17 protein-coding genes are annotated in these 21,148 nt (G+C 72.0%); 8 read left to right on the top strand and 9 right to left on the bottom strand.

Annotation, left to right across the window (positions count from 1 at the left end; translation table 11 throughout):
* The first annotated feature begins 137 nt into the window (after nt 1-137).
* Entirely contained in the window at nt 138-812 is a 675-nt protein-coding gene (locus tag ACIQMX_RS19395) for a GntR family transcriptional regulator (RefSeq protein ID WP_326660137.1), read from the top strand.
* Nucleotides 809-2,116 carry an MFS transporter gene (locus tag ACIQMX_RS19390; protein WP_363068522.1) on the top strand — a complete coding sequence of 436 codons (1,308 nt, stop codon included), beginning with the start codon at nt 809-811 and terminating at the stop codon, nt 2,114-2,116. Before ACIQMX_RS19395 ends, ACIQMX_RS19390 begins: the two co-directional genes overlap by 4 nt.
* A gap of 125 nt (nt 2,117-2,241) precedes the next feature.
* Here ACIQMX_RS19390 and ACIQMX_RS19385 read toward each other — a convergent pair whose 3' ends face one another.
* Nucleotides 2,242-3,066: a maleylpyruvate isomerase family mycothiol-dependent enzyme gene (locus tag ACIQMX_RS19385; protein WP_363068524.1), complete on the bottom strand. Its 825-nt coding sequence runs from the start codon at nt 3,064-3,066 to the stop codon at nt 2,242-2,244.
* Nucleotides 3,067-3,242: 176 nt separating this feature from the next.
* Between ACIQMX_RS19385 and ACIQMX_RS19380 the strand changes: the two genes are divergently transcribed.
* Entirely contained in the window at nt 3,243-4,043 is an 801-nt protein-coding gene (locus tag ACIQMX_RS19380; protein WP_402479635.1) for a carbon-nitrogen family hydrolase, read from the top strand.
* 58 nt (nt 4,044-4,101) lie between these two features.
* On the opposite strand, the gene ACIQMX_RS19375 is transcribed toward ACIQMX_RS19380, so the two are convergent.
* Nucleotides 4,102-4,593, bottom strand: coding sequence for an LURP-one-related family protein (locus tag ACIQMX_RS19375; RefSeq protein WP_363068528.1), 492 nt, complete (start codon nt 4,591-4,593; stop codon nt 4,102-4,104).
* Between the two features lie 64 nt (nt 4,594-4,657).
* Here ACIQMX_RS19375 and ACIQMX_RS19370 point away from each other — a divergent pair, with 64 nt between their 5' ends.
* A complete protein-coding gene (locus ACIQMX_RS19370; RefSeq protein WP_402479632.1) occupies nt 4,658-6,469 on the top strand; it encodes an NHL domain-containing thioredoxin family protein in 1,812 nt (603 codons plus the stop codon).
* Between the two features lie 237 nt (nt 6,470-6,706).
* On the opposite strand, the gene ACIQMX_RS19365 is transcribed toward ACIQMX_RS19370, so the two are convergent.
* The 3 genes from ACIQMX_RS19365 to ACIQMX_RS19355 form a co-directional block, all read right to left on the bottom strand.
* Nucleotides 6,707-9,553 carry a BTAD domain-containing putative transcriptional regulator gene (locus ACIQMX_RS19365; protein WP_402479631.1) on the bottom strand — a complete coding sequence of 949 codons (2,847 nt, stop codon included), beginning with the start codon at nt 9,551-9,553 and terminating at the stop codon, nt 6,707-6,709.
* Nucleotides 9,554-9,679: 126 nt separating this feature from the next.
* Complete coding sequence (locus ACIQMX_RS19360) at nt 9,680-9,898, bottom strand: DUF6458 family protein (RefSeq protein ID WP_363068533.1); 219 nt, start codon at nt 9,896-9,898, stop codon at nt 9,680-9,682.
* A gap of 159 nt (nt 9,899-10,057) precedes the next feature.
* Nucleotides 10,058-10,660, bottom strand: a complete 603-nt coding sequence (locus ACIQMX_RS19355) for a cysteine hydrolase family protein (RefSeq protein ID WP_363068535.1) — start codon at nt 10,658-10,660, stop codon at nt 10,058-10,060.
* Nucleotides 10,661-10,818: 158 nt separating this feature from the next.
* On the opposite strand from ACIQMX_RS19355, the gene ACIQMX_RS19350 reads away from it, so the two are divergent.
* Complete coding sequence (locus ACIQMX_RS19350) at nt 10,819-11,811, top strand: DJ-1/PfpI family protein (RefSeq protein ID WP_363068537.1); 993 nt, start codon at nt 10,819-10,821, stop codon at nt 11,809-11,811.
* A 48-nt stretch (nt 11,812-11,859) separates the two neighbouring features.
* Here the strand turns inward: ACIQMX_RS19350 and ACIQMX_RS19345 are convergent, their stop codons facing one another.
* The 3 genes from ACIQMX_RS19345 to ACIQMX_RS19335 form a co-directional block, all read right to left on the bottom strand.
* Nucleotides 11,860-13,158, bottom strand: coding sequence for a M18 family aminopeptidase (locus tag ACIQMX_RS19345; RefSeq protein ID WP_402479626.1), 1,299 nt, complete (start codon nt 13,156-13,158; stop codon nt 11,860-11,862).
* A gap of 61 nt (nt 13,159-13,219) precedes the next feature.
* On the bottom strand, nt 13,220-13,891 hold the full coding sequence (locus tag ACIQMX_RS19340; protein WP_402479623.1) for a hypothetical protein: 672 nt from the start codon (nt 13,889-13,891) through the stop codon (nt 13,220-13,222).
* 269 nt (nt 13,892-14,160) lie between these two features.
* Nucleotides 14,161-15,987, bottom strand: coding sequence for an acyl-CoA dehydrogenase (locus ACIQMX_RS19335; RefSeq protein WP_363068543.1), 1,827 nt, complete (start codon nt 15,985-15,987; stop codon nt 14,161-14,163).
* A 148-nt stretch (nt 15,988-16,135) separates the two neighbouring features.
* On the opposite strand from ACIQMX_RS19335, the gene ACIQMX_RS19330 reads away from it, so the two are divergent.
* The 3 genes from ACIQMX_RS19330 (at nt 16,136) to ACIQMX_RS19320 (ending at nt 18,898) form a co-directional block, all read left to right on the top strand.
* Complete coding sequence (locus tag ACIQMX_RS19330; RefSeq protein WP_018522179.1) at nt 16,136-16,576, top strand: SseB family protein; 441 nt, start codon at nt 16,136-16,138, stop codon at nt 16,574-16,576.
* A 195-nt stretch (nt 16,577-16,771) separates the two neighbouring features.
* On the top strand, nt 16,772-17,728 hold the full coding sequence (locus tag ACIQMX_RS19325; RefSeq protein ID WP_363068545.1) for a pirin family protein: 957 nt from the start codon (nt 16,772-16,774) through the stop codon (nt 17,726-17,728).
* Between the two features lie 84 nt (nt 17,729-17,812).
* The gene (locus tag ACIQMX_RS19320) at nt 17,813-18,898 is read left to right on the top strand and encodes an AI-2E family transporter (protein WP_402479618.1); all 1,086 of its coding nucleotides are present in this window, start codon (nt 17,813-17,815) and stop codon (nt 18,896-18,898) included.
* A gap of 15 nt (nt 18,899-18,913) precedes the next feature.
* On the opposite strand, the gene ACIQMX_RS19315 is transcribed toward ACIQMX_RS19320, so the two are convergent.
* Nucleotides 18,914-21,028: a SpoIIE family protein phosphatase gene (locus ACIQMX_RS19315; protein WP_363068549.1), complete on the bottom strand. Its 2,115-nt coding sequence runs from the start codon at nt 21,026-21,028 to the stop codon at nt 18,914-18,916.
* Nucleotides 21,029-21,148 lie beyond the last annotated feature (120 nt).

Below are 21,148 nucleotides of genomic sequence, written 5' to 3'. Positions count from 1 at the left end.
GGGGGCTCGCATTCCGGATGTGGGGCAGAGGGGCGGCGTCTGCTTCGCGGAAAGGTTTCGGAGGCCGGGCAGGGGGCCGGCCGTCCGCATCGTGGATGAGTTCACGCTTGCGTGCATGTTGTATCTATGCTGTGCGCATGCCTGCTCCAGCCGCGTCACCCGTCCGTCCTCCCGCGAAGCGGCCCCCCGCCGCCGAGCGCGTCTACACCCACATCAAGGACGCGGTCCTGAACCGCCGCTACGAGGGCGGGACGCTCCTGACCGAGGGCGACCTCGCCGACGCCGTGGGGGTTTCCCGCACGCCCGTGCGCGAGGCGCTGCTGCGGCTGGAGGTCGAGGGGCTGATCAAGCTCTACCCGAAGAAGGGCGCCCTCGTGCTCGCCGTCTCCGCGCAGGAGATCGCCGACGTCGTGGAGACCCGGCTGCTCGTCGAGGAGTTCGCCGTACGCAAGGCGGTACCCGCCTCGGCGAAGCTGATCGCCCGGCTGGAAGAGCTCCTGGAGGAGCAGCGGCAGCTGTCCGAGGCCGGTGACCTGGCCGCCGTCTCCGTGAAGGACCGCTGCTTCCACGCCGAGATCGTCCGCCACGCGGGCAACGAGATCCTGTCCCGCCTCTACGACCAGCTGCGCGACCGGCAGCTGCGGATGGGGGTCGCGGTCATGGAGTCCCACCCCGGCAGGATCGCCGCGAACATCACCGAGCACGGTGAGCTGCTGGAGGCGATCAGGGCCGGTGACGCGGACGGTGCCGCGCAGGTCGTGCGCCGCCATGTCAGCCGGGTCAAGGTGCTGGTCAGGGGTGAGGACCGGTGAGTTCCGCCGCTCCCACCCTGTCCCTGCCCGGTGATCCGCCCGGTGGCCGGCGTGCCGCCTGGGTCTGGGGCATCGGTGTCGCCGTCTACTTCGTCGCGATCATCTTCCGTACCAGTCTGGGTGTCGCGGGACTCGACGCCGCCGAGCGCTTCGACGTCAACGCCTCGGCGCTCTCCACCTTCTCCATCCTCCAGCTGCTCGTCTACGCGGGCATGCAGATACCCGTCGGCCTGATGGTCGACCGGCTCGGCACCAAGAAGGTGCTGGCCATCGGGGCCGTCCTGTTCACCCTCGGGCAGCTCGGCTTCGCGCTCTCCCCCTCGTACGGCACCGCGCTGGCCTCCCGCGCCCTGCTGGGCTGCGGCGACGCGATGACGTTCATCAGCGTGCTGCGGCTGGGTGCCCGCTGGTTCCCGGCCCGGCGCGGACCGCTGATCGGCCAGGTCGCCGCCCTCTTCGGCATGGCGGGCAACCTCGTCTCCACGCTGGTCATCGCCCGGTCCCTGCACGGCCTCGGCTGGACCACCACCTTCGTCGGCAGCTCGCTGGCCGGGGTCGTGGTGCTGGTGCTGCTCCTGCTCTTCCTGAAGGACCACCCCGAGGGGTTCGAGCCGCCGCCCGCCGAGCACGCCGGTGCGACGTACGTGCGCAAGCAGATCGCCGCCGCCTGGCGGGAGCCCGGCACCCGGCTCGGTATGTGGGTGCACTTCACGACGCAGTTCCCGGCCATGGTGTTCCTGCTGCTGTGGGGCATGCCGTTCCTGGTGGAGGACCAGGGGCTGAGCCGGGGGACCGCGGGGGAGCTGCTCACGCTGGTGGTGCTCTCCAACATGGCCGTGGGCCTCGTCTACGGGCAGGTCATCGCCCGCCACCACGCGGCCCGGATCCCGCTCGCCCTGGGGACCGTCGGCATGACGGCCCTGTTGTGGGCGTCGGCCATCCTCCACCCCGGGGACCATGCGCCGATGTGGCTGCTGATCACCCTGTGCGTGGTGCTCGGCGCCTGCGGGCCCGCCTCGATGATCGGCTTCGACTTCGCCCGCCCGGCCAACCCGCCGGAGCGCCAGGGCACCGCGTCCGGCATCGTCAACATGGGCGGCTTCGTCGCCTCGATGACCACGCTGTTCGCCGTCGGCGTGCTGCTGGACGCGACCGGTGACAACTACCGCATCGCGTTCGCCTCGGTCTTCGTCCTGGAGACGCTCGGCGTCGTGCAGATCCTGCGGCTGCGGCTGAAGGCCGCGCACCGGGAGCGCGAGCACCATGTGATCAGCCGCGTGGAGGCCGTGCACGTGCCCGCGTGACGGCCGAGCGCGTGCGCGTGAGCGTCGTCCTGGTGCCCGTGGGACCACCGTGCTCGCGTCCGTCCCGCGCCGGAAACGGCGGTGCGCCCGTCCCCCATCGGGGCGGGCGCACCGGTGTGCCGTGCCTACGGGGTGACGGCGAAGTTCTGCAGGATCGCGTCGGCCAGGTCCTGATCGCCCTCGGCCTTGATCCGGTCCGCGACGGCACCCGGCCGCACCCGGCCGCAGGCCAGGCGTACGTACGTCTCCCAGTCCATCGACAGCGACACCACGGGACCGAGCGAGGGCGCACCGTCCACCGAACCGCGGCCCTCCGCGTCGACCCTGACGGTGCGCAGGAACTCCACCGGTCCGTGCACGTCCAGCACGACCGCCGAATTGGGCGGCGCGCCCGCGTCCTTGGCCACGACCTTCGGCAGCGACAGGAGCAGCGTGTCCCGGACGACCGCGGCGCCGGGAGAGTCGAGGTTGCCGGGCTTGCCCAGCGTGGTCCGCAGATCCTGCTCGTGCACCCAGACGTCGAAGGCGCGCATCCGCAGCGCCACTTCGAGGGTCTGCTCGGCGCCGAGCGGCGCCCGCGTCATGGTCTCCGGGTCACGCGTCTCGTTGCGCAGCTGACGGGACCGGCGGATGATCGTGTACTCCAGCTCGGAGGTCATCTCCGGCGCGGTGTGGTGGCGCCGGACGTCCACCTGCATCTCCATGTAGCGGGCGAACTCGCTCTGCACATGGAAGAGATCACGCGGAAGCGTGTGGATGGGACGCGGATCGCCGAGCTGCTCGCACTCCATACCGATGACGTGCGAGACGATGTCGCGCACCGACCAGTTGGGGCATGGCGTACGGCCGTTCCACTCCCCCTCGGTGAGCGGGCTCACCAGCTCGGCTATCGACTCGATGGAGTGGGTCCAGGCGTCGGCGTAGGTCTGGAGGCTGGGATGGACGGTCACGGGACCCCTCGTGCGGTTCTGCGGTGCATGGGCTGGAGAACTGGGCGCGGACGGCGGGCTGCGAGCGGCGATGAGGTTCGCTGGCTAAGTTACGCTGCGAGCAGGCACCCCGGCAGTGCTTTCGTGTGACGATCGTAGGCCCGTGTTGACGGCTCGAATGCCAGGACGGTGGTAGTGTGCGCGCCTCCCTCATCCAGATCGCAGTAGACCCGGACGAATCCGTGCACTCCCGCAGGGAACGCGCGGCTTCACTCATCGCGGCCCAGCGGGGCGTGGACCTGGTGGTCCTGCCCGAGCTCTGGCCGGTCGGCGCCTTCTCCTACACGGAGTTCGAGGCCGAGGCCGAACCGCTGCACGGACCCACGCACGACGCAATGGCCAAGGCCGCGGCCGACGCGGGCGTCTGGCTGCACGCGGGGTCCTTCGTCGAACGTGATGCCGACGGCACCCTCTACAACACCACGCTCGTCTTCACGCCCGAGGGCGAACGGGCCGCCGCCTACCGCAAGATCCACCGGTTCGGCTTCGACGCGGGCGAGGCGGTCATGATGGGCGCCGGCGACGAGCTGGTGACCGTCACCCTGCCGCAGACCACCCTCGGCCTCGCCACCTGCTACGACCTGCGCTTCCCCGAGATGTTCCGCGGGCTCGTCGACGCCGGCGCCGAGACCCTCGTCGTCTCGGCCGGCTGGCCGGAGCGCCGCCGCGCCCACTGGACGCTGCTGGCCCAGGCCCGGGCCGTGGAGAACCAGGCCTACGTCCTGGCCGTCGGCTGCGCCGGCACCCATGCCGGGGTCCCGCAGGCGGGGCACAGCATCGTCGTCGACCCGTGGGGCGAGGTGCTCGCAGAGGCGGGCGCGGACGAGGAGGTGCTGACCGTCGAGTTCGACCCGGCCAAGGCCGCCACCACCCGGGAGCAGTTCCCCGCGCTCAAGGACCGCCGGCTGGGTCTGGCGCCGCCCGTGACGAGGGTCTGACCGGAGTCGGTTCCTGTTTCCTGTTTCACGTGAAACAGGAACCGACGGCTCCCGGCTCTCAGCCCTCGTGCTCCTTCTCCGCGAGCACGATCACGCACACCGCCACCGCGATCAGCAGCCCCGCGTCGGCGTCCTCGCGCACGATGTCGATCCCGTACGTGTCCCGCACGGTCAGCCAGCGCCGCGAGATCTGCGCCAGCAGCTCCCCGTCGTAGTCCACGGCGAACTCGCGGTCCAGGATCTTGCCGCTGACATCGAGCTCGGTCCCGTCCACCAGCGTCACCCGGTAGTGGTTGCGCAGCAGCGACAGCCGCTTCCGCTTGACCTTCGCGAGCTGCTCGCCGTCCCGCTCGATGAGCATCGTGTCGCGCAGGCTGAGCAGCTTCTGCCGGATCTCGACGATGATCCGGCCCTGCGCGTCCTTCAGCTCGAAGGTGTCGCGCACCCGCATGGCCTTGCCGTCGACGAGGAAGACCTTGCGGCCGTCCGCGTCCTCGATCCAGTAGTCGTCACCGATGCCGAACAGTCGCTCACGCACGAGAAGTCTCATGGCTCACAGGTTCCCCGAGCCCCCTGCGGAATGCGCGGACGCCACGTTGGGGTTGACTGTTCCTATGGCAACACGTGCGCGCGTCAGGGCCCCCGAACTGATCGGCAAGGGCGGCTGGCTCAATACAGGCGACCGGCAGTACACCCTCGCTGACCTGCGAGGGCGCATTGTGATCTTGGATTTTTGGACGTTCTGCTGTGTGAACTGTCTGCATGTCCTCGACGAGCTGCGCGAGCTGGAGGAGAAGCACCGCGACACCGTGGTGATCATCGGCGTGCACTCGCCGAAGTTCGTCCACGAGGCGGAGCACCAGGCCGTCGTCGACGCCGTCGAGCGTTACGAGGTCCACCACCCGGTACTCGACGACCCCGAGCTCGCCACCTGGAAGCAGTACGCCGTACGCGCCTGGCCGACGCTCGTCGTCGTGGACCCCGAGGGCTATGTCGTCGCCCAGCACGCGGGCGAGGGCCACGCCCACGCCATCGAGAAGCTGGTCGAGGAGCTGGAGACCGAGCACGCGGCGAAGGGCACGCTGCGCCGCGGCGACGGACCCTACGTGGCGCCCGAGCCGGTGGCCACGCACCTGCGCTTCCCCGGCAAGGCCCTGCTGCTCGCCGACGGCGGCTTCCTGGTCTCCGACACCACCCGCCACCGCCTGGTCGAGCTGGACGCGGACGGCGAGAGCGTCCGGCGCCACTTCGGATCCGGCGAGCGCGGGTTCGTGGACGGCGGGCCCGACGACGTCAGGTTCAGCGAGCCGCAGGGGCTGGCGCTGCTGCCCGACGGGCGGATCGCGGTCGCCGACACGGTCAACCACGCGATCCGGGCGCTCGACCTCTCGACCGGTGAGACGACGACCCTGGCCGGCACCGGCCGCCAGTGGTGGCAGGGCGCGCCCACCGGCGGCGCCGGCCACGAGGTCGACCTCTCCTCACCGTGGGACGTCGCCTGGTTCGACGGCAGGCTGTGGATCGCCATGGCGGGCGTGCACCAGCTGTGGACGTACGACCTCGGGGCCGGGACCGTCCGGGTCGCGGCCGGCACCACCAACGAGGGTCTGGTCGACGGGCCGGGTGCGGAGGCATGGTTCGCCCAGCCGTCCGGGCTCGCGGCGACCGAGGACCGGCTGTGGGTCGCCGACTCGGAGACGTCCTCGCTGCGCTACGTCGACCTCCAGGGCGCCGTGCACACCGCCGTCGGCACCGGGCTCTTCGACTTCGGCCACCGCGACGGAGCGGCCGCACAGGCGCTGCTCCAGCACCCGCTCGGCGTCACCGCGCTGCCGGACGGGTCCGTCGCCGTCTGCGACACGTACAACCACGCCCTGCGCCGCTACGACCCTGCGAGCGACGAGGTCACCACGCTGGCCACGGATCTGCGCGAGCCCAGCGACGCCGTGCTGGTCGACGGCGACCTCGTCGTCGTCGAGTCCGCCCGGCACCGGCTGACCCGGCTGCGGCTGCCCGAGGAGGCGGTACGCGTCGCGGACCAGGCGCACCGGACCCAGCGCGCGGCGACCGGGATCGCCCCGGGCACGCTCCGGCTCGACGTCGTCTTCCAGGCGCCCGCCGGCCAGAAGCTGGACACCCGCTACGGGCCCTCGACCCGGCTGCTGGTCTCCTCGACGCCGCCGGAGCTGCTGGCCGCGGGCGAAGGAGCGGGCACCGACCTCTTCCGTGACCTGGTCCTCGCCGACGGCGTCACCGAAGGTGTCCTGCACGTCTCCGCGATGGCCGCGTCCTGCGACGACGACCCGGCGAACGAGTACCCGGCCTGCCACGTCCACCAGCAGGACTGGGGCGTCCCCGTCAGCGTGACCGCCGAGGGCGCTTCGCGGCTGCCGCTGGTCCTGGCAGGTATGGACGAGCAGGGCTGAGCGCCGGTCTGCCGGGGTGACGGGGGAGCGGGGCTGAGGGCCGGTCGGCCGGGGTGACGGGGGAGCGGGGCTGAGGGCCCGGTCGGCCGGGGTACGGATGTGCCGGGCCGAGCGCTGCTCGGCCGGCGCGACGGACGCGCAGCCCGACACCGCGGTGGCCCGTGGCCGAGGACGGGCGCGGAGGACCACCGCCATGCGCCCCGGCCGCCCTGGCCACCCCGGCCGCCCCGGCCGCCCTCACCCGTCGTCGGCGAGCCGCCGGACCGCGTCCTCGTAGCGCCGTACGTACGCCGGACCCGCGGTGACCCGCAGCAGCGCCTCCAGGGCCTGCACCGCGCCCACGTCGTATCCGGTCCGTTCGGCCTCCGTGGCGGCCAGGTCCAGCAGCAGGACCCCTTCGTCCTCCGCGCCCAGCGCGAGCTGTGCCTCGCCGCTGACGGTCGTCAGGAGCACCCGGCGGGCCGCCTCCTCGTGCTCGGGACCCAGCTCGAAGGCGGTGCGGGCGGAGTCCAGGGCGTCCTGCGGGCGTCCCGCCGTGAGCTGCATGCGGGCGAGGTGCTGGAGCGCGAGCATCTCGGTGTGCGCGTCCGGTTCCTTCCTGGCCAGCTCCAGCGCCCGGCCGCAGCCCTCCAGCGCCAGGTCGAGGCCGCCCTGTTCGGCCTGGACGATCGCCAGGTTGATCAGGGCCGTCGCCTCGCCGAGCCGGTCCCCGGCCTGCCGGGCCAGGCCGGGCGAAGGCTCCAGAAGCGCCACGGCCTCGGAGGTCCTGCCCTCTTCCGACAGCACCCAGCCCAGCAGATTGCGCACCCGGGACTCGGCGTACGGGTCGCTTCGCGCGACCGCCGCGGCCAGGGCCAGTTCCAGCATCGGTGCCCAGCCGTCCCGCGCCCGCCACACCACGTGCGGCCACTGGAGCAGGATGATCCGCCAGGCCCGGTCCTCCAGTCCTGCGGAACGGGCGGCGGCAGCGGCCAGCGAGAGGTCCTCGCGCTCGGCCGCGAGCCAGTCCATCGCCGCGTCCCGGCCGGTGAAGTCGCGTACGGCGGCGGGCCGGTGGAAGTCGTCCGGCAGCACGAAGCAGGGCTCACCGCCGGGTTCGGCCGTGTCCGCGGCGGCGAGCGCGGTGGCGATGTAGTGGTCGAGCACGCCGAGGAGCGCGTCCGGCCCGGCCGCCGGGTCGAGCCCGCGGGCGTAGAGCCGCACCAGATCGTGCAGTATCCAGCGCCCGGGCCCGGCCTCGGTGACCAGATGGGCGGCGGCGAGCCGCTCCAGCGCGGCCGCGGCGACGACCGGGTCGCTGCCGGCGAGCGCGGCGGCCGTGTACGGGTCGAAGTGGCTGCCCGGATGGTGGCCGAGCCGGGTGAAGTGGTGGACGGCGTCCGGCGGCAGCTGCTGCACGGTCAGCCGCAGCGCGGCGGAGACCCCGGTGTCCTCCACGGCGAGATACGTCAGCCGGCTGCGCTCGTCGGCCAGTTCGTCCGCCATGTCGGCGAGCGTCCATTGCGGGCGGCCCGCCAGCCGGGCCGCCGTGACCCGCAGGGCGAGGGGCAGTCCGCCGCAGAGCTCGGCGAGCCGGCGGGCCGCCACCGGCTCGGCGGTGACCCGTTCCTCGCCCAGCACCCCGGCCAGGAGCGCGGTGCCGTCCGGCGGCTCCAGCACGTCCAGCGGCACCGGGACGGCGGCGTCCGAGGCGATGAGCCCCTCCAGCCGGTGCCTGCTGGTGATCAGCGTGACGCAGTCCGTGCCGCCCGGCAGCAGCTGCCCGACCTGGGCGGAGTCCCGGACGTTGTCGAGGACGACGAGCAGGCTGAGCCGGTCGGTCAGCGAGCGGAACAGCGCCGCGGCGCCGGTGACGGACTCCGGGATCCGGCGGGGCGCGACCCCGAGCGCGAGCAGGAACTCGCGCAGGACTTCCAGGGGCGTCGGCTCACCGGTGTCGGAGAACCCGCGCAGGTCGGCGTAGAGCCGCCCGTCCGGGAAGGCCGCGGGGGACCGGCGGGCCCAGTGCAGGGCCAGTGCGGTCTTGCCCACGCCGGCCGGTCCGGTGAGCAGACAGACGGGAGCCTCGCCGGCCGCGGCCCGGGAGAGCGCGACGAGTTCGGCGCCGCGCCCGTGGAAGCCGCGGGGAGCGCGGGGCAGCAGATCGGTGGGGTGCGGTGCGGTGACGGCGTGCGCCGGGGACAGGACGAGCGGGGCGCGGGGCGGTGCGGCGGGGGCGGGCACACCGGCACGTACCGGAGCGGCCTCCGCGCCGTCGTCGGTCCGGGGCGCGCGCTCGGATCCGGGCGTCCGCACAGGGGCACCCGGGGACCGGTCGTCCGCGGACGGGGCGCTCGCCGGGTCCGGGTCACCGCGCAGGATCCGCGCGTACGCGTCGGCCAGCTCGCGCCCCGGGTCGATGCCCAGCTCGTCGGCGAGCATCCGCCGGGTGCGGTGGAACCGGTCCAGTGCCTCGGACTGCCGGCCCGACCGGTACAGCGCCGTCATCAGCGCCGCGGCCAGGGACTCCCGCATCGGATGGGCGTCGGCCTCGGCCCGCAGGAGAGCCGCCGCCCGGTGGTGCTCGCCCAGCACGGCGTAGGTGCGCCCCAGCTGCTCCACCGTGGCCAGCCGGGATTCCTCCAGCGCGTGCGCGGCGGCCTGGAGCGGCGCGCTGGCGTACGTACCGGTGAGCGCGGGGCCCTGCCACAGGGACAGGGCCTCCTTCAGCATGAGCACGGTGTCGGCCGGGCTGCGCTGTTCCCGGGCCAGCATCAGCAGTTCCTCGAACCGCTGGGAGTCCAGCAGGGTCTCCGGCGCCCGCAGCACGTACGCGTCGCCGAGCGTGGCCAGTTCGACCCCGTACGCCTCCGCGTCCGCGCCCGTCAGCAGGACGCGCAGCCGGGACACATGGCCCTGGATGACCGTGCGTGCGTGCAGGGGCGGTTCGTCGTCCCACAGGCAGTCCGTCAACCGCGCCATGGAGACGGGTGTGTTGGCGCGCAGCAGCAGTGCGGCGAGCAGGCTGCGGCGCTTGGCGGGGCCGAGCGGCAGCGGCCCGGTCAGCGTGTCGACGCAGACCGTGCCGAGCAACCGGAACTCCACGAGCGGCTCCCCCATTCCCGGGCGTGCCGAGCCCGGTTCCGGGTCACGGACAAGCGGCCAGAATATCGGGGATCCCGCGGCGTCCGCCAAGGGGTGCGCCCGCCGGGCGGGGCGCACCCGTGCAGGTCACAGCCTTCGTTCGTCGTCACCGACCACGGTGGTGGTGGGCGGCACGACCATACGGCGCCGGCGCATGACGCTCGCGTAGACGAAGACGCCGATGATGCCGACGATCATCATGATCCAGCCGACCATGTCCACGTTGACCGTGTCCATTTCCCAGTCGGTGGCGAAGGCGAGTATCGCCCCCGCACCGATGAGGATGATGCAGCCTCCGAGTCCCATGAGTTCCGCCTCCTCGACGGCCCGGAAGCTCCGGACCCTGTGCGGGTCGGGTACCCGGCCCGCACCCGGGCATGCTTCCGGGCCGGCCGGGGCGTGTGGCGAAGGCCCCGGCTGCCCGGCGACGCCCGGCACGCACGCTCGCGGCGTTGCGGAAATGCCCTAGGACCCGGCCCGGCTCAGGGCGTCCTGCGTCGGGACGACGACTCCGTACAGGTCGGTGATGGTGGCGAGGGCGCTGTGGTGCACCTGGCGGGCGTCCAGTTCGGTGCCGGCGACCGGCAGGGAACGGGTGGCGCAGGCGTCGGCCACGACCGTGGGCCGGTTGCCGCGCAGGAAGGCGCCCTGGGCGGTGAACTGGACGCACATGTGGGTCATGAACCCGGCGATGACGAGGTCGGTCCTGCCCGCGGCGTCGACGTGTTCGCCCAGGTCGGTGCCGAAGAAGGAGTCCGGTGCCTGTTTGACGACGACGGTCTCGCCGTCGGCCGGTGCGACGGCCGGGTGGATCCGGCCGATCTCGGCCCGGATGTCGTACGGGGTGCCCTCGCCGCCGTCGTGGATGACGTGGATGACCTTCGTGCCCGCCTCGCGGGCGCCGGCCAGGAGCCGGGCGCCGGCGTCGAGCGCGGCCTGCCAGCCGTCCAGCTCCAGCACACCGGTCGTGTAGGTGTTCTGGTAGTCGATGAGGACCAGGGTCGAGTCGGCGAGGTTCGCGGGGGTGTCGTCGAGGCCGTTGAGCCGGCGCAGCGTCGTTCGGGGCATGGCTGGGGCACCTGGGTTCCGGTCGGGGGCGCGGGTCCCGCCGGACCGGCGGGGCGCACTCACGACGCTAGGCCCCACCCTGCGTGTCGGCAATGTCGTCTAACCTGCAGAAACAGACACCCCGGGCTCCGGGGACGGAGACTGGAGGCGCGAGGCCCGTGAGTACCGTCGGACGACTGATCGTGATCGTCCTCTTCGACGGCGTCGACCTGCTCGACGTCACCGGACCGCCCGAGGTGTTCTCCCTCGCGCGCCGTGAGACGGAGGAAGCGGCGGGCTACGAGGTGGTCCTGGCCGCCGGGACGACGGAGCCGGTCACCACGGCCGCCGGAGTCCGGATCCTCCCCGACCTCACCTTCGACGACCTGGCGGCGCGGAGCATCGACACCCTCCTGGTGCCCGGAGCGGTGGAGACCGACGGGCAGGGGCGTGTACACGCGCTCACCGACCCGGCCGTGGTGCGCCGGGTGGAACAGCTCGCCGTGCGCACGCGCAGGGTCGCGTCCGTCTGCGTCGGCGCCCACCTCCTCGCCGCCGCCGGGCTCCTCGACGGCAAGCGGGCCACCACGCACTGGTCGACCGCAGGGCAACTCGCCGCCGACCACCCGCTGGTCGAGGTCGACCCGGACCCGATCTTCATCCGTGAGGGAGACGTGTGGACCGGTGCGGGGATCAGCGCCTGTCTCGATCTCTCGCTGGCACTCGTCGCGGACGACCTGGGCGAGGCCGTCGCGCTGCGGGTCGCCCGGCAGCTCGTGATGTACCTGAAGCGGCCGAGCGGACAGAGCCAGTTCAGCGTTCCGCTGGAACAGGTCTCCACGACCCGGCGCATCGAGGACCTGCGGCACCACATCATGCGCAACATCGCCGAACCGCTCACCGTCGCGGACCTCGCCGCGTACGGCCACATCGGCGACCGGCAGCTCACCCGGATCTTCAAGTCCGAACTCGGTACGACGCCGCACGCCTACATCGAGTCGGTCCGGGTCGAAAGGGCGCGCCATCAGCTCGAATCCACCGACGCCACCGTCGAACGGATCGCGTCCGCCTGCGGGTTCGGCACGGTCGACACCCTGGTCAGGGCCTTCCGGCGCAGGCTCGGCACGACACCGACCGAGTACCGGAGCCGGTTCAGGACCGGGCCGGAATGACAGCGGTCCCCCTGCCCGCCACGGACAGGGGGACCGCCGGGGGCGTCGTCAGCCCGCCAGGAACGCCGCCAGCGCGGTGGCCAGCAGATGCGGGTCGTCGGCGCCGCACAGCTCACGGGCGCTGTGCATGGAGAGGATGGCCACGCCGATGTCGACGGTCTGGATGCCGTGCCGGGCGGCGGTGATCGGGCCGATCGTCGTCCCGCACGGCATCGCGTTGTTGGAGACGAAGGTCTGCCACGGCACGCCCGCCTTCTCGCACGCCGCCGCGAACACGGCCCGGCCGCTGCCGTCGGTGGCGTACCGCATGTTGACGTTGACCTTGAGGATCGGTCCGCCGTTGACGACCGGGTGGTGCGTCGGGTCGTGGCGCTCCGCGTAGTTGGGGTGGATCGCGTGGCCGGTGTCCGAGGAGAGGCAGACGGTGCCGGCGAAGGCGCGGGCGCGGTCCTCGTACGTACCGCCGCGGGCGAACACCGAGCGCTCCAGGACCGTGCCGAGCAGCGGCCCGTCCGCGCCGGTGTCGGACTGCGAGCCGTTCTCCTCGTGGTCGAAGGCGGCCAGCACCGGGATGTACGGGAGCTCGGAGTCGGGCTGCCCGGCGACGGCGGCGAGTGCCGCGGTGGCCGCGTGCACCGACAGGAGGTTGTCCATGCGCGGACCGGCCACCAGCTCGCGGTCGCGGCCCAGGTAGGACGGCGGCTCGACGGGGTGCGGCATCAGGTCCCAGCCGGTGACGTCCTCGGCGTCGACGCCCGCCTCCTCGGCGACGAAGCGGATGAGGTCGCCCTCCTCGACGTCACCGAGCCCCCAGATGGGCTGCATGTGCTTCTGGCGGTCCAGCTTGAGCCCGTCGGTGTTGGCCGAGCGGTCCAGGTGCACGGCCAGCTGCGGGACGCGCAGCAGCGGCCGGTCGACGTTGATGAGCCGGTGCGTGCCGTCGCGCAGCGAGATCCGGCCGGCGAGGCCGAGGTCGCGGTCCAGCCAGGTGTTGAGCAGCGTGCCGCCGTAGACCTCCACGGCGACCTGCCGCCAGCCGTGCGCACCGGTGTCGGGCAGCGGCTTCACCCGCAGGTTCGGCGAGTCGGTGTGCGCGCCGACGATCCGGAACGGGGTGTGCGCACCGGCGCCCTCCGGCACGTACCAGGCCACGATGGCGCCGCCGCGCAGGACGTACTTCCCGCCGGTCGTCCCGTCCCAGGCCGCGGTCTCCTCGACCTGCCGGAAACCGGCCTTCTCCAGCCTCGCCGCGGCGCTCGCCACGGCGTGGTACGGGGAGGGGGCGGACATCAGGAAGGCCATCAGATCGTCGGTGTGGCCGCGGTCGAACCGGAGGGAGGAACTCATGTTCTTCACTCTAACCAGGCCCGGCCCGGAGGATTCACCGTAGTGCCCCCGGGAGCCGCCGCTATCCTCCGGCGACGGCCGCGGAGGGTTTCTCGCCGTCCTGTGCCTGCCGGGCGCGCTCGGCGAACATGGCGGCGAACGCCTTCACCTCCCGGTCGGGGACGGCTTTCCTGCCCTGGGTACCGGTGCTGATGCCGAGCACGGTCGTGCCGACCCGGAGCTGGGTGATGGTGGCGGGCCCGCCCATCGTGCCCGTCCCGGCGCGGTTGGACTCGCGCTCCTCGCCCGGCTCGCCGATGTCCACCGGGACCGCGCCCACCCCGACCCGGTCGCCGCCGTAGTAGGTGACGATCGCGTCGTAGGCGGCGTCGGCGGTCTTCTCGTCCGGGTAGGCGAGCACCCAGTAGTCGAGCGAGGTGACGTCGGGCTTGCGCACGAAGGCCGAGACGCCCCAGTAGGTGATGCGGTCGCAGGCGATCCCGCGCTTCTTCCTGTCCACCGCCAGGCACACCGACGGCGGGTACTCCGGGACGGGTTCCTGGGCCTCGGGCTCCAGGTGCGTCCGCCAGCCCGGCATGGCCCTCGCGTCGGGCAGGACCGAGGAGACCTCCGCCCTGCCGAGCGCCTTGGCGGCTCCGCCGCCGTCGTCGCCACTCCCGCAGCCGGCGAGCAGCAACAGGACCGCCCCGGCTGCCGCTCCGCGTACGCACGCGCGCCCGTCCACTCGGCTCATGCGCCGGCCTCCCCCTCGTCAACGAGGTCCGATCATAAGGAAGAAGGCGCGGGCGGCGGCCGCCGCAGGGTGCCGATCGCCGTCGGTCGATGGCGGTGCCGTGCGGAACGGGCCTGTGAGCGGCGTGCCCGGCCCCTACGACAGCACCGCCACCCGAAAGCGTGTCCGGGTGGCGGTGCGTGTGGGCGTTCCTGGCGGCGTGAGCGCCTGGGGCCTCTCGTTCGGATCGGGCAGGGCTCGCGGGGCCCGGCCCGATCCGGACGGAAGACCTAGAACGCGGCCTCGTCCAGCTCCATCAGGGAGTTGTCGACGGCCTCGGCGAGCGCGCGCTCGGCGCCGACGCCGGGCAGGACGTTCGCGGCGAAGAACTTCGCCGCGGCGATCTTGCCCTGGTAGAAGGCGACGTCCTTCGGGGACGCGGTCGGCAGCTTCTCGGCGGCCACGGCCGCGCCCTTCAGCAGCAGGTAGCCGACGACGACGTCGCCGGAGGCCAGCAGCAGGCGGGTCGAGTTGAGGCCGACCTTGTAGATGTTCTTGACGTCCTCGCCGGTCGCGGTGAGGTCGGTGATCATCGTGCCGACGATGGCCTCCAGGTCCACGGCGGCCTTCGCCAGATGGTCCAGCGCCGCGGACAGCTCCTCGTTGTCCTGGGCGCCCGCGAGGAACTTCTTGATCTCCTCGGAGAGCATGTTGAGCGAGGCGCCCTGGTCGCGGACGATCTTCCGGAAGAAGAAGTCCTGGCCCTGGATGGCCGTCGTGCCCTCGTACAGCGTGTCGATCTTGGCGTCACGGATGTACTGCTCGATCGGGTACTCCTGGAGGTACCCGGAGCCGCCGAACGTCTGGAGCGACTGCGCCAGCTGCTCGTACGACTTCTCGGAGCCGTAGCCCTTCACGATCGGGAGCAGCAGGTCGTTGAGGCCGTGCAGCGCCTTCGCGTCCTCGCCCGCGGCCTCCTTCTCCTGGATCGCGTCCTGGACGGAGGCGGTGTAGAGGACGAGGGAGCGCATGCCCTCGGCGTACGCCTTCTGCGTCATGAGCGAGCGGCGGACGTCGGGGTGGTGCGTGATGGTGACCTTGGGGGCCGTCTTGTCCATGAACTGCGACAGGTCGGTGCCCTGGACGCGCTCCTTGGCGTACTCCAGCGCGTTCAGGTAGCCCGTGGAGAGCGTGGCGATGGCCTTCGTGCCGACCATCATGCGGGCGAACTCGATGATGCGGAACATCTGGCGGATGCCGTCGTGCTTGTCGCCGATCAGCCAGCCCTTGGCGGGGTGCTGGTCGCCGAACGTCATCTCGCAGGTGTTGGAGGCCTTGAGGCCCATCTTGTGCTCGACGTTGGTCGCGTACACGCCGTTGCGCTCGGCCAGCTCGCCGGTGGTCCAGTCGAAGTGGAACTTCGGGACCATGAAGAGCGAGAGGCCCTTGGTGCCGGGGCCCGCGCCCTCGGGGCGGGCCAGCACGTAATGAATGATGTTCTCGGACATGTCGTGCTCGCCCGAGGTGATGAAGCGCTTCACGCCCTCGATGTGCCAGGAGCCGTCCGCCTGCTCGACGGCCTTCGTACGGCCCGCGCCGACGTCGGAGCCGGCGTCCGGCTCGGTCAGCACCATCGTCGAGCCCCACTGCTTCTCGACGGCGATCTCGGCGATCTTCTTCTGCGCCTCGTTGCCCTCGTCGAAGAGGATGCCGGCGAACGCCGGGCCGGAGGAGTACATCCACACGGCCGGGTTGGCGCCGAGCAGCAGCTCCGCGTAGCCCCAGATCAGGGAGCGCGGCGAGGTCGTGCCGCCGATCTCCTCGGGCAGGCCCAGGCGCCAGTACTCGGAGTCCATGAAGGCCTGGTACGACTTCTTGAAGGAGTCCGGGACCGGTGCGGTGTTGGTCTCCGGGTCGAAGACCGGCGGGTTGCGGTCGGCGTCGGCGTAGGAGTCGGCGAGCTCGTTCTCCGCGAGGCGGGTGACCTCGTCGAGGATGCTCTTCGCGGTCTCGACGTCCATCTCCGCGAACGGTCCGGTGCCGTACAGCTTGTCGCGCCCGAGGACCTCGAAGAGGTTGAACTCGATGTCGCGGAGATTCGACTTGTAGTGCCCCATGGGAAGGCTCCGTAATCAATAGCAGTGGCGCGCAGCGCCCCGTGGAGGGGTGGCCCGGACTTATCAGCTGACCTCTACGATGATGCTACCCGTCAGTAATAAGACGCAACCCCTCAAGGGCCGGATGTGTCCGATTACTCTTTGCTCCATGTACGGCTACGACCAGAACCAGGGCGCACAGCAGCCGATGGGTGGCGGCTACGGCGAGCAGCCGCTGTATCCCGAACCCTCGCCGCCCTCGCTGGGCGACGCGGTACGGGCCTTCACGACCGGCTCGCTGGCCGCCGAGGACTTCCAGCAGATCTTCGCGACCTCGAAGGTCTACTGTCCGCGCGGCGACAATCCGGGATTCCTCGCGCTGCACAACACGCAGCAGCCCGTGATCCCGATGTTCACCACGCTCAAGGAGCTGAGGCTCTACGCGGGCAAGGAGTCCAAGTACTTCGTGATCACCGGCGCCGAGGTGATCGACCTGCTGCCCACGGGCTACGGCTTCGTCCTGGACATGGAGGGCGAGCACCGCATGGTCTTCGACGCGAAGGCCGTGGAGCAGATGGTCGACTTCGCGATGCGCCGCATGTACGGCTGATCGCGGCTTTCCGGGAAGGGGTCCGTGCCGCCGCTGGGCGGCGCGGACCCCTTTCTGCTGCTCCGGCCGGCCCGGGAGGCGGGGGTGCGGGGGCGGATGGCGCGGGGGCGGGCGGCGCGGGAATGGATGCCACCTTGCGGGATGTTCACCATTCAACTAAATTGGTTCCAGAACAGTCCCCCGGAGGTGGCTCCCATGCCCGCAGTGACCGTCGAAAACCCGCTGACCCTGCCCAAGGTCGCCGCCGCCGGCGACGCCGCGGCCCGTCCCGTGCTCGCCGTGACCACGGCGCCGAGCGGGTTCGAGGGCGAGGGCTTCCCGGTCCGCCGCGCCTTCGCGGGGATCAACTACAAGCACCTCGACCCGTTCATCATGATGGACCAGATGGGCGAGGTGGAGTACGCGGCAGGAGAGCCGAAGGGCACTCCGTGGCACCCCCACCGCGGCTTCGAGACCGTGACCTACCTGATCGACGGCAGCTTCATCCATCAGGACTCCAACGGGGGCGGCGGCACCATCCAGAACGGCGACACGCAGTGGATGACAGCCGGTTCCGGGCTGCTCCACATCGAGGCGCCGCCGGAGTCCCTCGTCCTGTCGGGAGGCCTGTTCCACGGCCTCCAGCTCTGGGTGAACCTGCCCAAGGCCGACAAGATGATGGCCCCGCGCTACCAGGACATCCGCGGCGGCCAGGTCCAGCTGCTCGCCTCCCCCGACGGCGGTGCGCTGCTCCGGGTGATCGCGGGCGAGCTCGACGGCCACGAGGGCCCGGGCATTACCCACACCCCCATCACGATGATCCACGCCACCGTGCGCCCCGGCGCCGAGGTGACGCTGCCCTGGCGCGAGGACTTCAACGGCCTCGCGTACGTGCTCGCCGGCCGCGGCAGCGTCGGTGCGGAGCGCCGTCCCGTCCACATGGGCCAGACCGCGGTCTTCGGCGCCGGCTCCTCGCTGACCGTCCGCGCGGACGAGCAGCAGGACGGCAACACCCCGGACCTGGAGGTCGTGCTGCTCGGCGGCCGTCCCATCCGGGAGCCGATGGCGCACTACGGGCCGTTCGTGATGAACAGCCAGGCCGAACTCAAGCAGGCCTTCGAGGACTTCCAGGCCGGCCGCCTCGGCACCGTGCCCGCCGTCCACGGAATGTGAGCCCCGCTGCCGCCGTATGACGGTTCATCACTCGTACGGCGGCACAGGCGGGACACCGCTGCCGCGGCGTGGTCGGGTGGGAGGGTGCAGACCTCGAAGCCCCTCCTGCCCGAAGCCGCCCGGCGTACGGCCGCGTGGTGCGGAGTCGTCCTGCTGGTCGCGGGTGTCGCCGCCGTCGCCATCTTCCTCTGCATCATCCTCAAGACCGCCGTCACCCCGGTCCTCCTCGCCCTGCTCGGTACGGCGCTGCTCGGACCGGTCCACCGGCGGATGACCGCTCATGGCGTGAACCGCTCGCTGGCCGCGGGGGTCACCTGCGCCCTGCTCGTCGCGGTGGGCGGCGGAGCGGGCTACATCGTGGTGGCGGCGCTCATCGAGACCGGCGACCAGATCGTCGCCTCGCTGAAGGACGCCGGACAGTGGGTGATCGACCACTTCGGGCTGGAGGAGGGCGCGAACGTCGAGGCCCTCGCGGACAACGCCAAGAAGCTCGTCGAGAAGTTCGGTGCGAGCGCCGCGGGCGGGATCCTCTCCGGCATCAGCCTCGTCGGCTCGTTCATCGCCACCGCCGTGCTCTCCCTCCTGCTGACCTTCTTCTTCCTGCGCGACTCGGACCGGGCCGTGAACCTCGCGCACTCCATCGCCCCCCGGGGCACCGGGGACCTGGTCGAGGCGATGGGCCGCAGGGCGTTCGAGGCCGTCGAGGGCTTCATGCGCGGGACGACGTTCATCGCGCTCATCGACGCGGTCTGCATCACGATCGGTCTGCTGATCCTGCGCGTGCCCGGTGCGGTGGGGCTGGGCGCACTGGTCTTCGTCGGCGCCTACATCCCCTACCTGGGCGCCTTCCTGTCGGGCGCCGTCGCGGTCCTGGTGGCGCTGGCGGACCGGGGCTTCGCGATCGCGCTGTGGGCGCTGGGGGTCGTCCTGGCCGTCCAGGTGCTGGAGGGGCACGTCCTGCAGCCGATGATCCAGAGCCGGACCGTGCAGATGCACCCCGCGATGATCATGATCGCGCTGACGGCGGGAGCGAGCGTGGCCGGGCTGCTGGGGATGCTGCTCGCCGTCCCGGTCTGCGCCGCGGTCTTCGGCATCATCGGCGAACTCCGCAAGGGCGGTCCGGACGCCCCGGAGGTGTCCGAAGGACCGGCCGGCGAGCCGTCGGCGTAACGCCTGAGCCAGGTCCTACGCCTCCGCAGGGTCGTACGGCTCCGCAGGGTCCGTCGACTCGTACAGCTCGAACCAGATCGACTTGCCGGAGCCCCGCGGGTCCACGCCCCACGCGTCGGCGAGCATCTCCATCAGCACCAGGCCGCGCCCGCTGGACGCCATCTCGCCGGGCCGCCGCTTGTGCGGCAGCTCGTCGCTGCCGTCGGACACCTCGACCCGCAGCCGACGCTCCCCGTGCTCCCCGGTCGCCTGCGCGACCATCAGGGCGTCGCCGTCCGTGTGGACCAGCACGTTCGTGGCCATCTCCGAGACCATCAGGACCGCCGAGTCGACCTGCTCCGCGTCCGCCCAGTCGTGCAGCATCTCGCGCAGCAGCGACCGGGCCGCGGCGATCCGCTCCGGTTCGGCCTGGGCGATGGTCAGCGCGGTCCGGCGGGGCGCGGCCGGGTGGGCCGTGGAGGCTTCGCGCCGCAGCAGCAGGAGCGCTATGTCGTCCTCGCGCCGGTCGGCGAGCGGTCCCGTCGTGTGGTGCGAGGCCGGCCCGTGCACGGCCTGCACCAGCTCGTCCGCGAGCTTCTCCAGATCCCCGGTGTGCTGCTCCAGGATCGGCCGCAGCCGCACCCAGCCGGTGGCCAGGTCGTGCCCGCCGGTCTCGATCAGGCCGTCCGTGCACAGCATGATCGTTTCTCCGGCCTCCAGCGTGATCCGGGTCGCCGGGTAGTCCGCGTCGGCCTCGATCCCGAGCGGCAGCCCGCCCTCGGTCCGGCGGATGACGGCCGTCCCGTCGGCGGTCATGACCACGGGGTCGGGATGACCGGCCCGCGCGATGTCGAGGGTGCCGGTCTCCGGGTCCGCCTCCGCGTACAGGCAGGTCGCGAACCGCGCCTCGGGCTGCTCGCCGTCCTCGTACGCGTCGGTGAGCCCGGACAGGAAGCGCGAGGCGCGCGCGAGCACGGCGTCCGGCGGGTGGCCCTCGGAGGCGTACGCGCGCAGGGCGATCCGCAGCTGGCCCATCAGCCCCGCGGCTCGCACGTCGTGCCCCTGGACGTCGCCGATGACGAGGGCGATGCGGCCGTTGGGCAGCGGGATCATGTCGTACCAGTCGCCGCCGACCTGGAGTCCGCCGCCCGTCGGGACGTAGCGGGCGGCGACCGTCATCCCCGGGATGTCGGGCCCCAGGGACGGCATCATCGAGCGCTGGAGTCCCAGCGACAGCTCCCGCTCCGTCTCGGCGACCCCGGCCCTGGTGAGCGCCTGGGCGAGCATCCGGGCCACGGTCGTCAGCACCGACCGTTCGTCCGGCGAGAACGAGACCGGGTGCCGGAACCCGGCCATCCAGGTGCCCATCGTGCGGCCCGCCACGATCAGCGGCAGAAACGCCCAGGACCGGCGCCCGAACCGCCGGGCCAGCGGCCAGGTGGCCGGGTAGCGGTCCCGGTAGTCGTCGGGGGTGGGGAGGTAGACCGCCCGTCCCGTCCGGACGACCTCGGCGGCCGGGTAGTCGGTCTCCAGCGGCATGTCGCTGAACGGGCCCTCGTCGCCCATGTGGTGCCCGTGGTGGCCGACGATCGTCAGCCGTTCGCCGTCGACCCCGAAGACCGCCAGCCCGTCCGGCGAGAAGCCGGGCATGGAGAGCGAGTAGGCCACCCGCAGCACCTCCGTCGTCGACCGGGCCTCGGCCAGCGCCCGCCCCGCGTCCAGCAGGAACGCCTCGCGGGAGCGCCGCCAGTCACCGGTGATCGGGGTGTGCGCCCCCATGGCGCCGGGCTGCGGTTCGGCGACCTCCTGGAGCGTGCCGACCAGCACATAGGCCTCCTCGGAGCCGGCCTCGGGGAGCAGCGGCCTGGAACGGCTGCGGACGGTCCGCAGCACCCGGCCGCGCTCGTCCACGATCCGTACCCGGGCCTCGGCGAGGGTGCCCTCGGCGACGGCGAGGTTCACCACCCCGTAGATCTCGTTCCAGTCGACGGGGTGGAAGCGGGAGCGCACCTCCGACTCACGGAAGACGCCGTGCTCGGCGGGCAGCTCCAGGAGCCGGGCCGCCTCCGCGTCGAGCGTGACCGTCCCGGCTGCGTTGTCCCAGCGCCAAAGGCCGGTCGCGGTGGCGGCCAGGACTTCCTCGGTGCGCATTGCCCTACTTTAGGCAGACATGACCATGCGGGGCAGCGCCAGGGGCCCGCCGGCGATCTTGATGCGGACAATGACAATGAAACGGTCGGGTCGCGGGCGGTAGCCTGGGGTGCTGAATCA

This window comes from Streptomyces sp. NPDC091416, assembly GCF_044756845.1.
Classification (GTDB): Bacteria; Actinomycetota; Actinomycetes; order Streptomycetales; family Streptomycetaceae; genus Streptomyces.
Note: the sequence above shows the minus strand (reverse complement) of the source record. Positions and strands in the feature narration are given on the sequence as shown.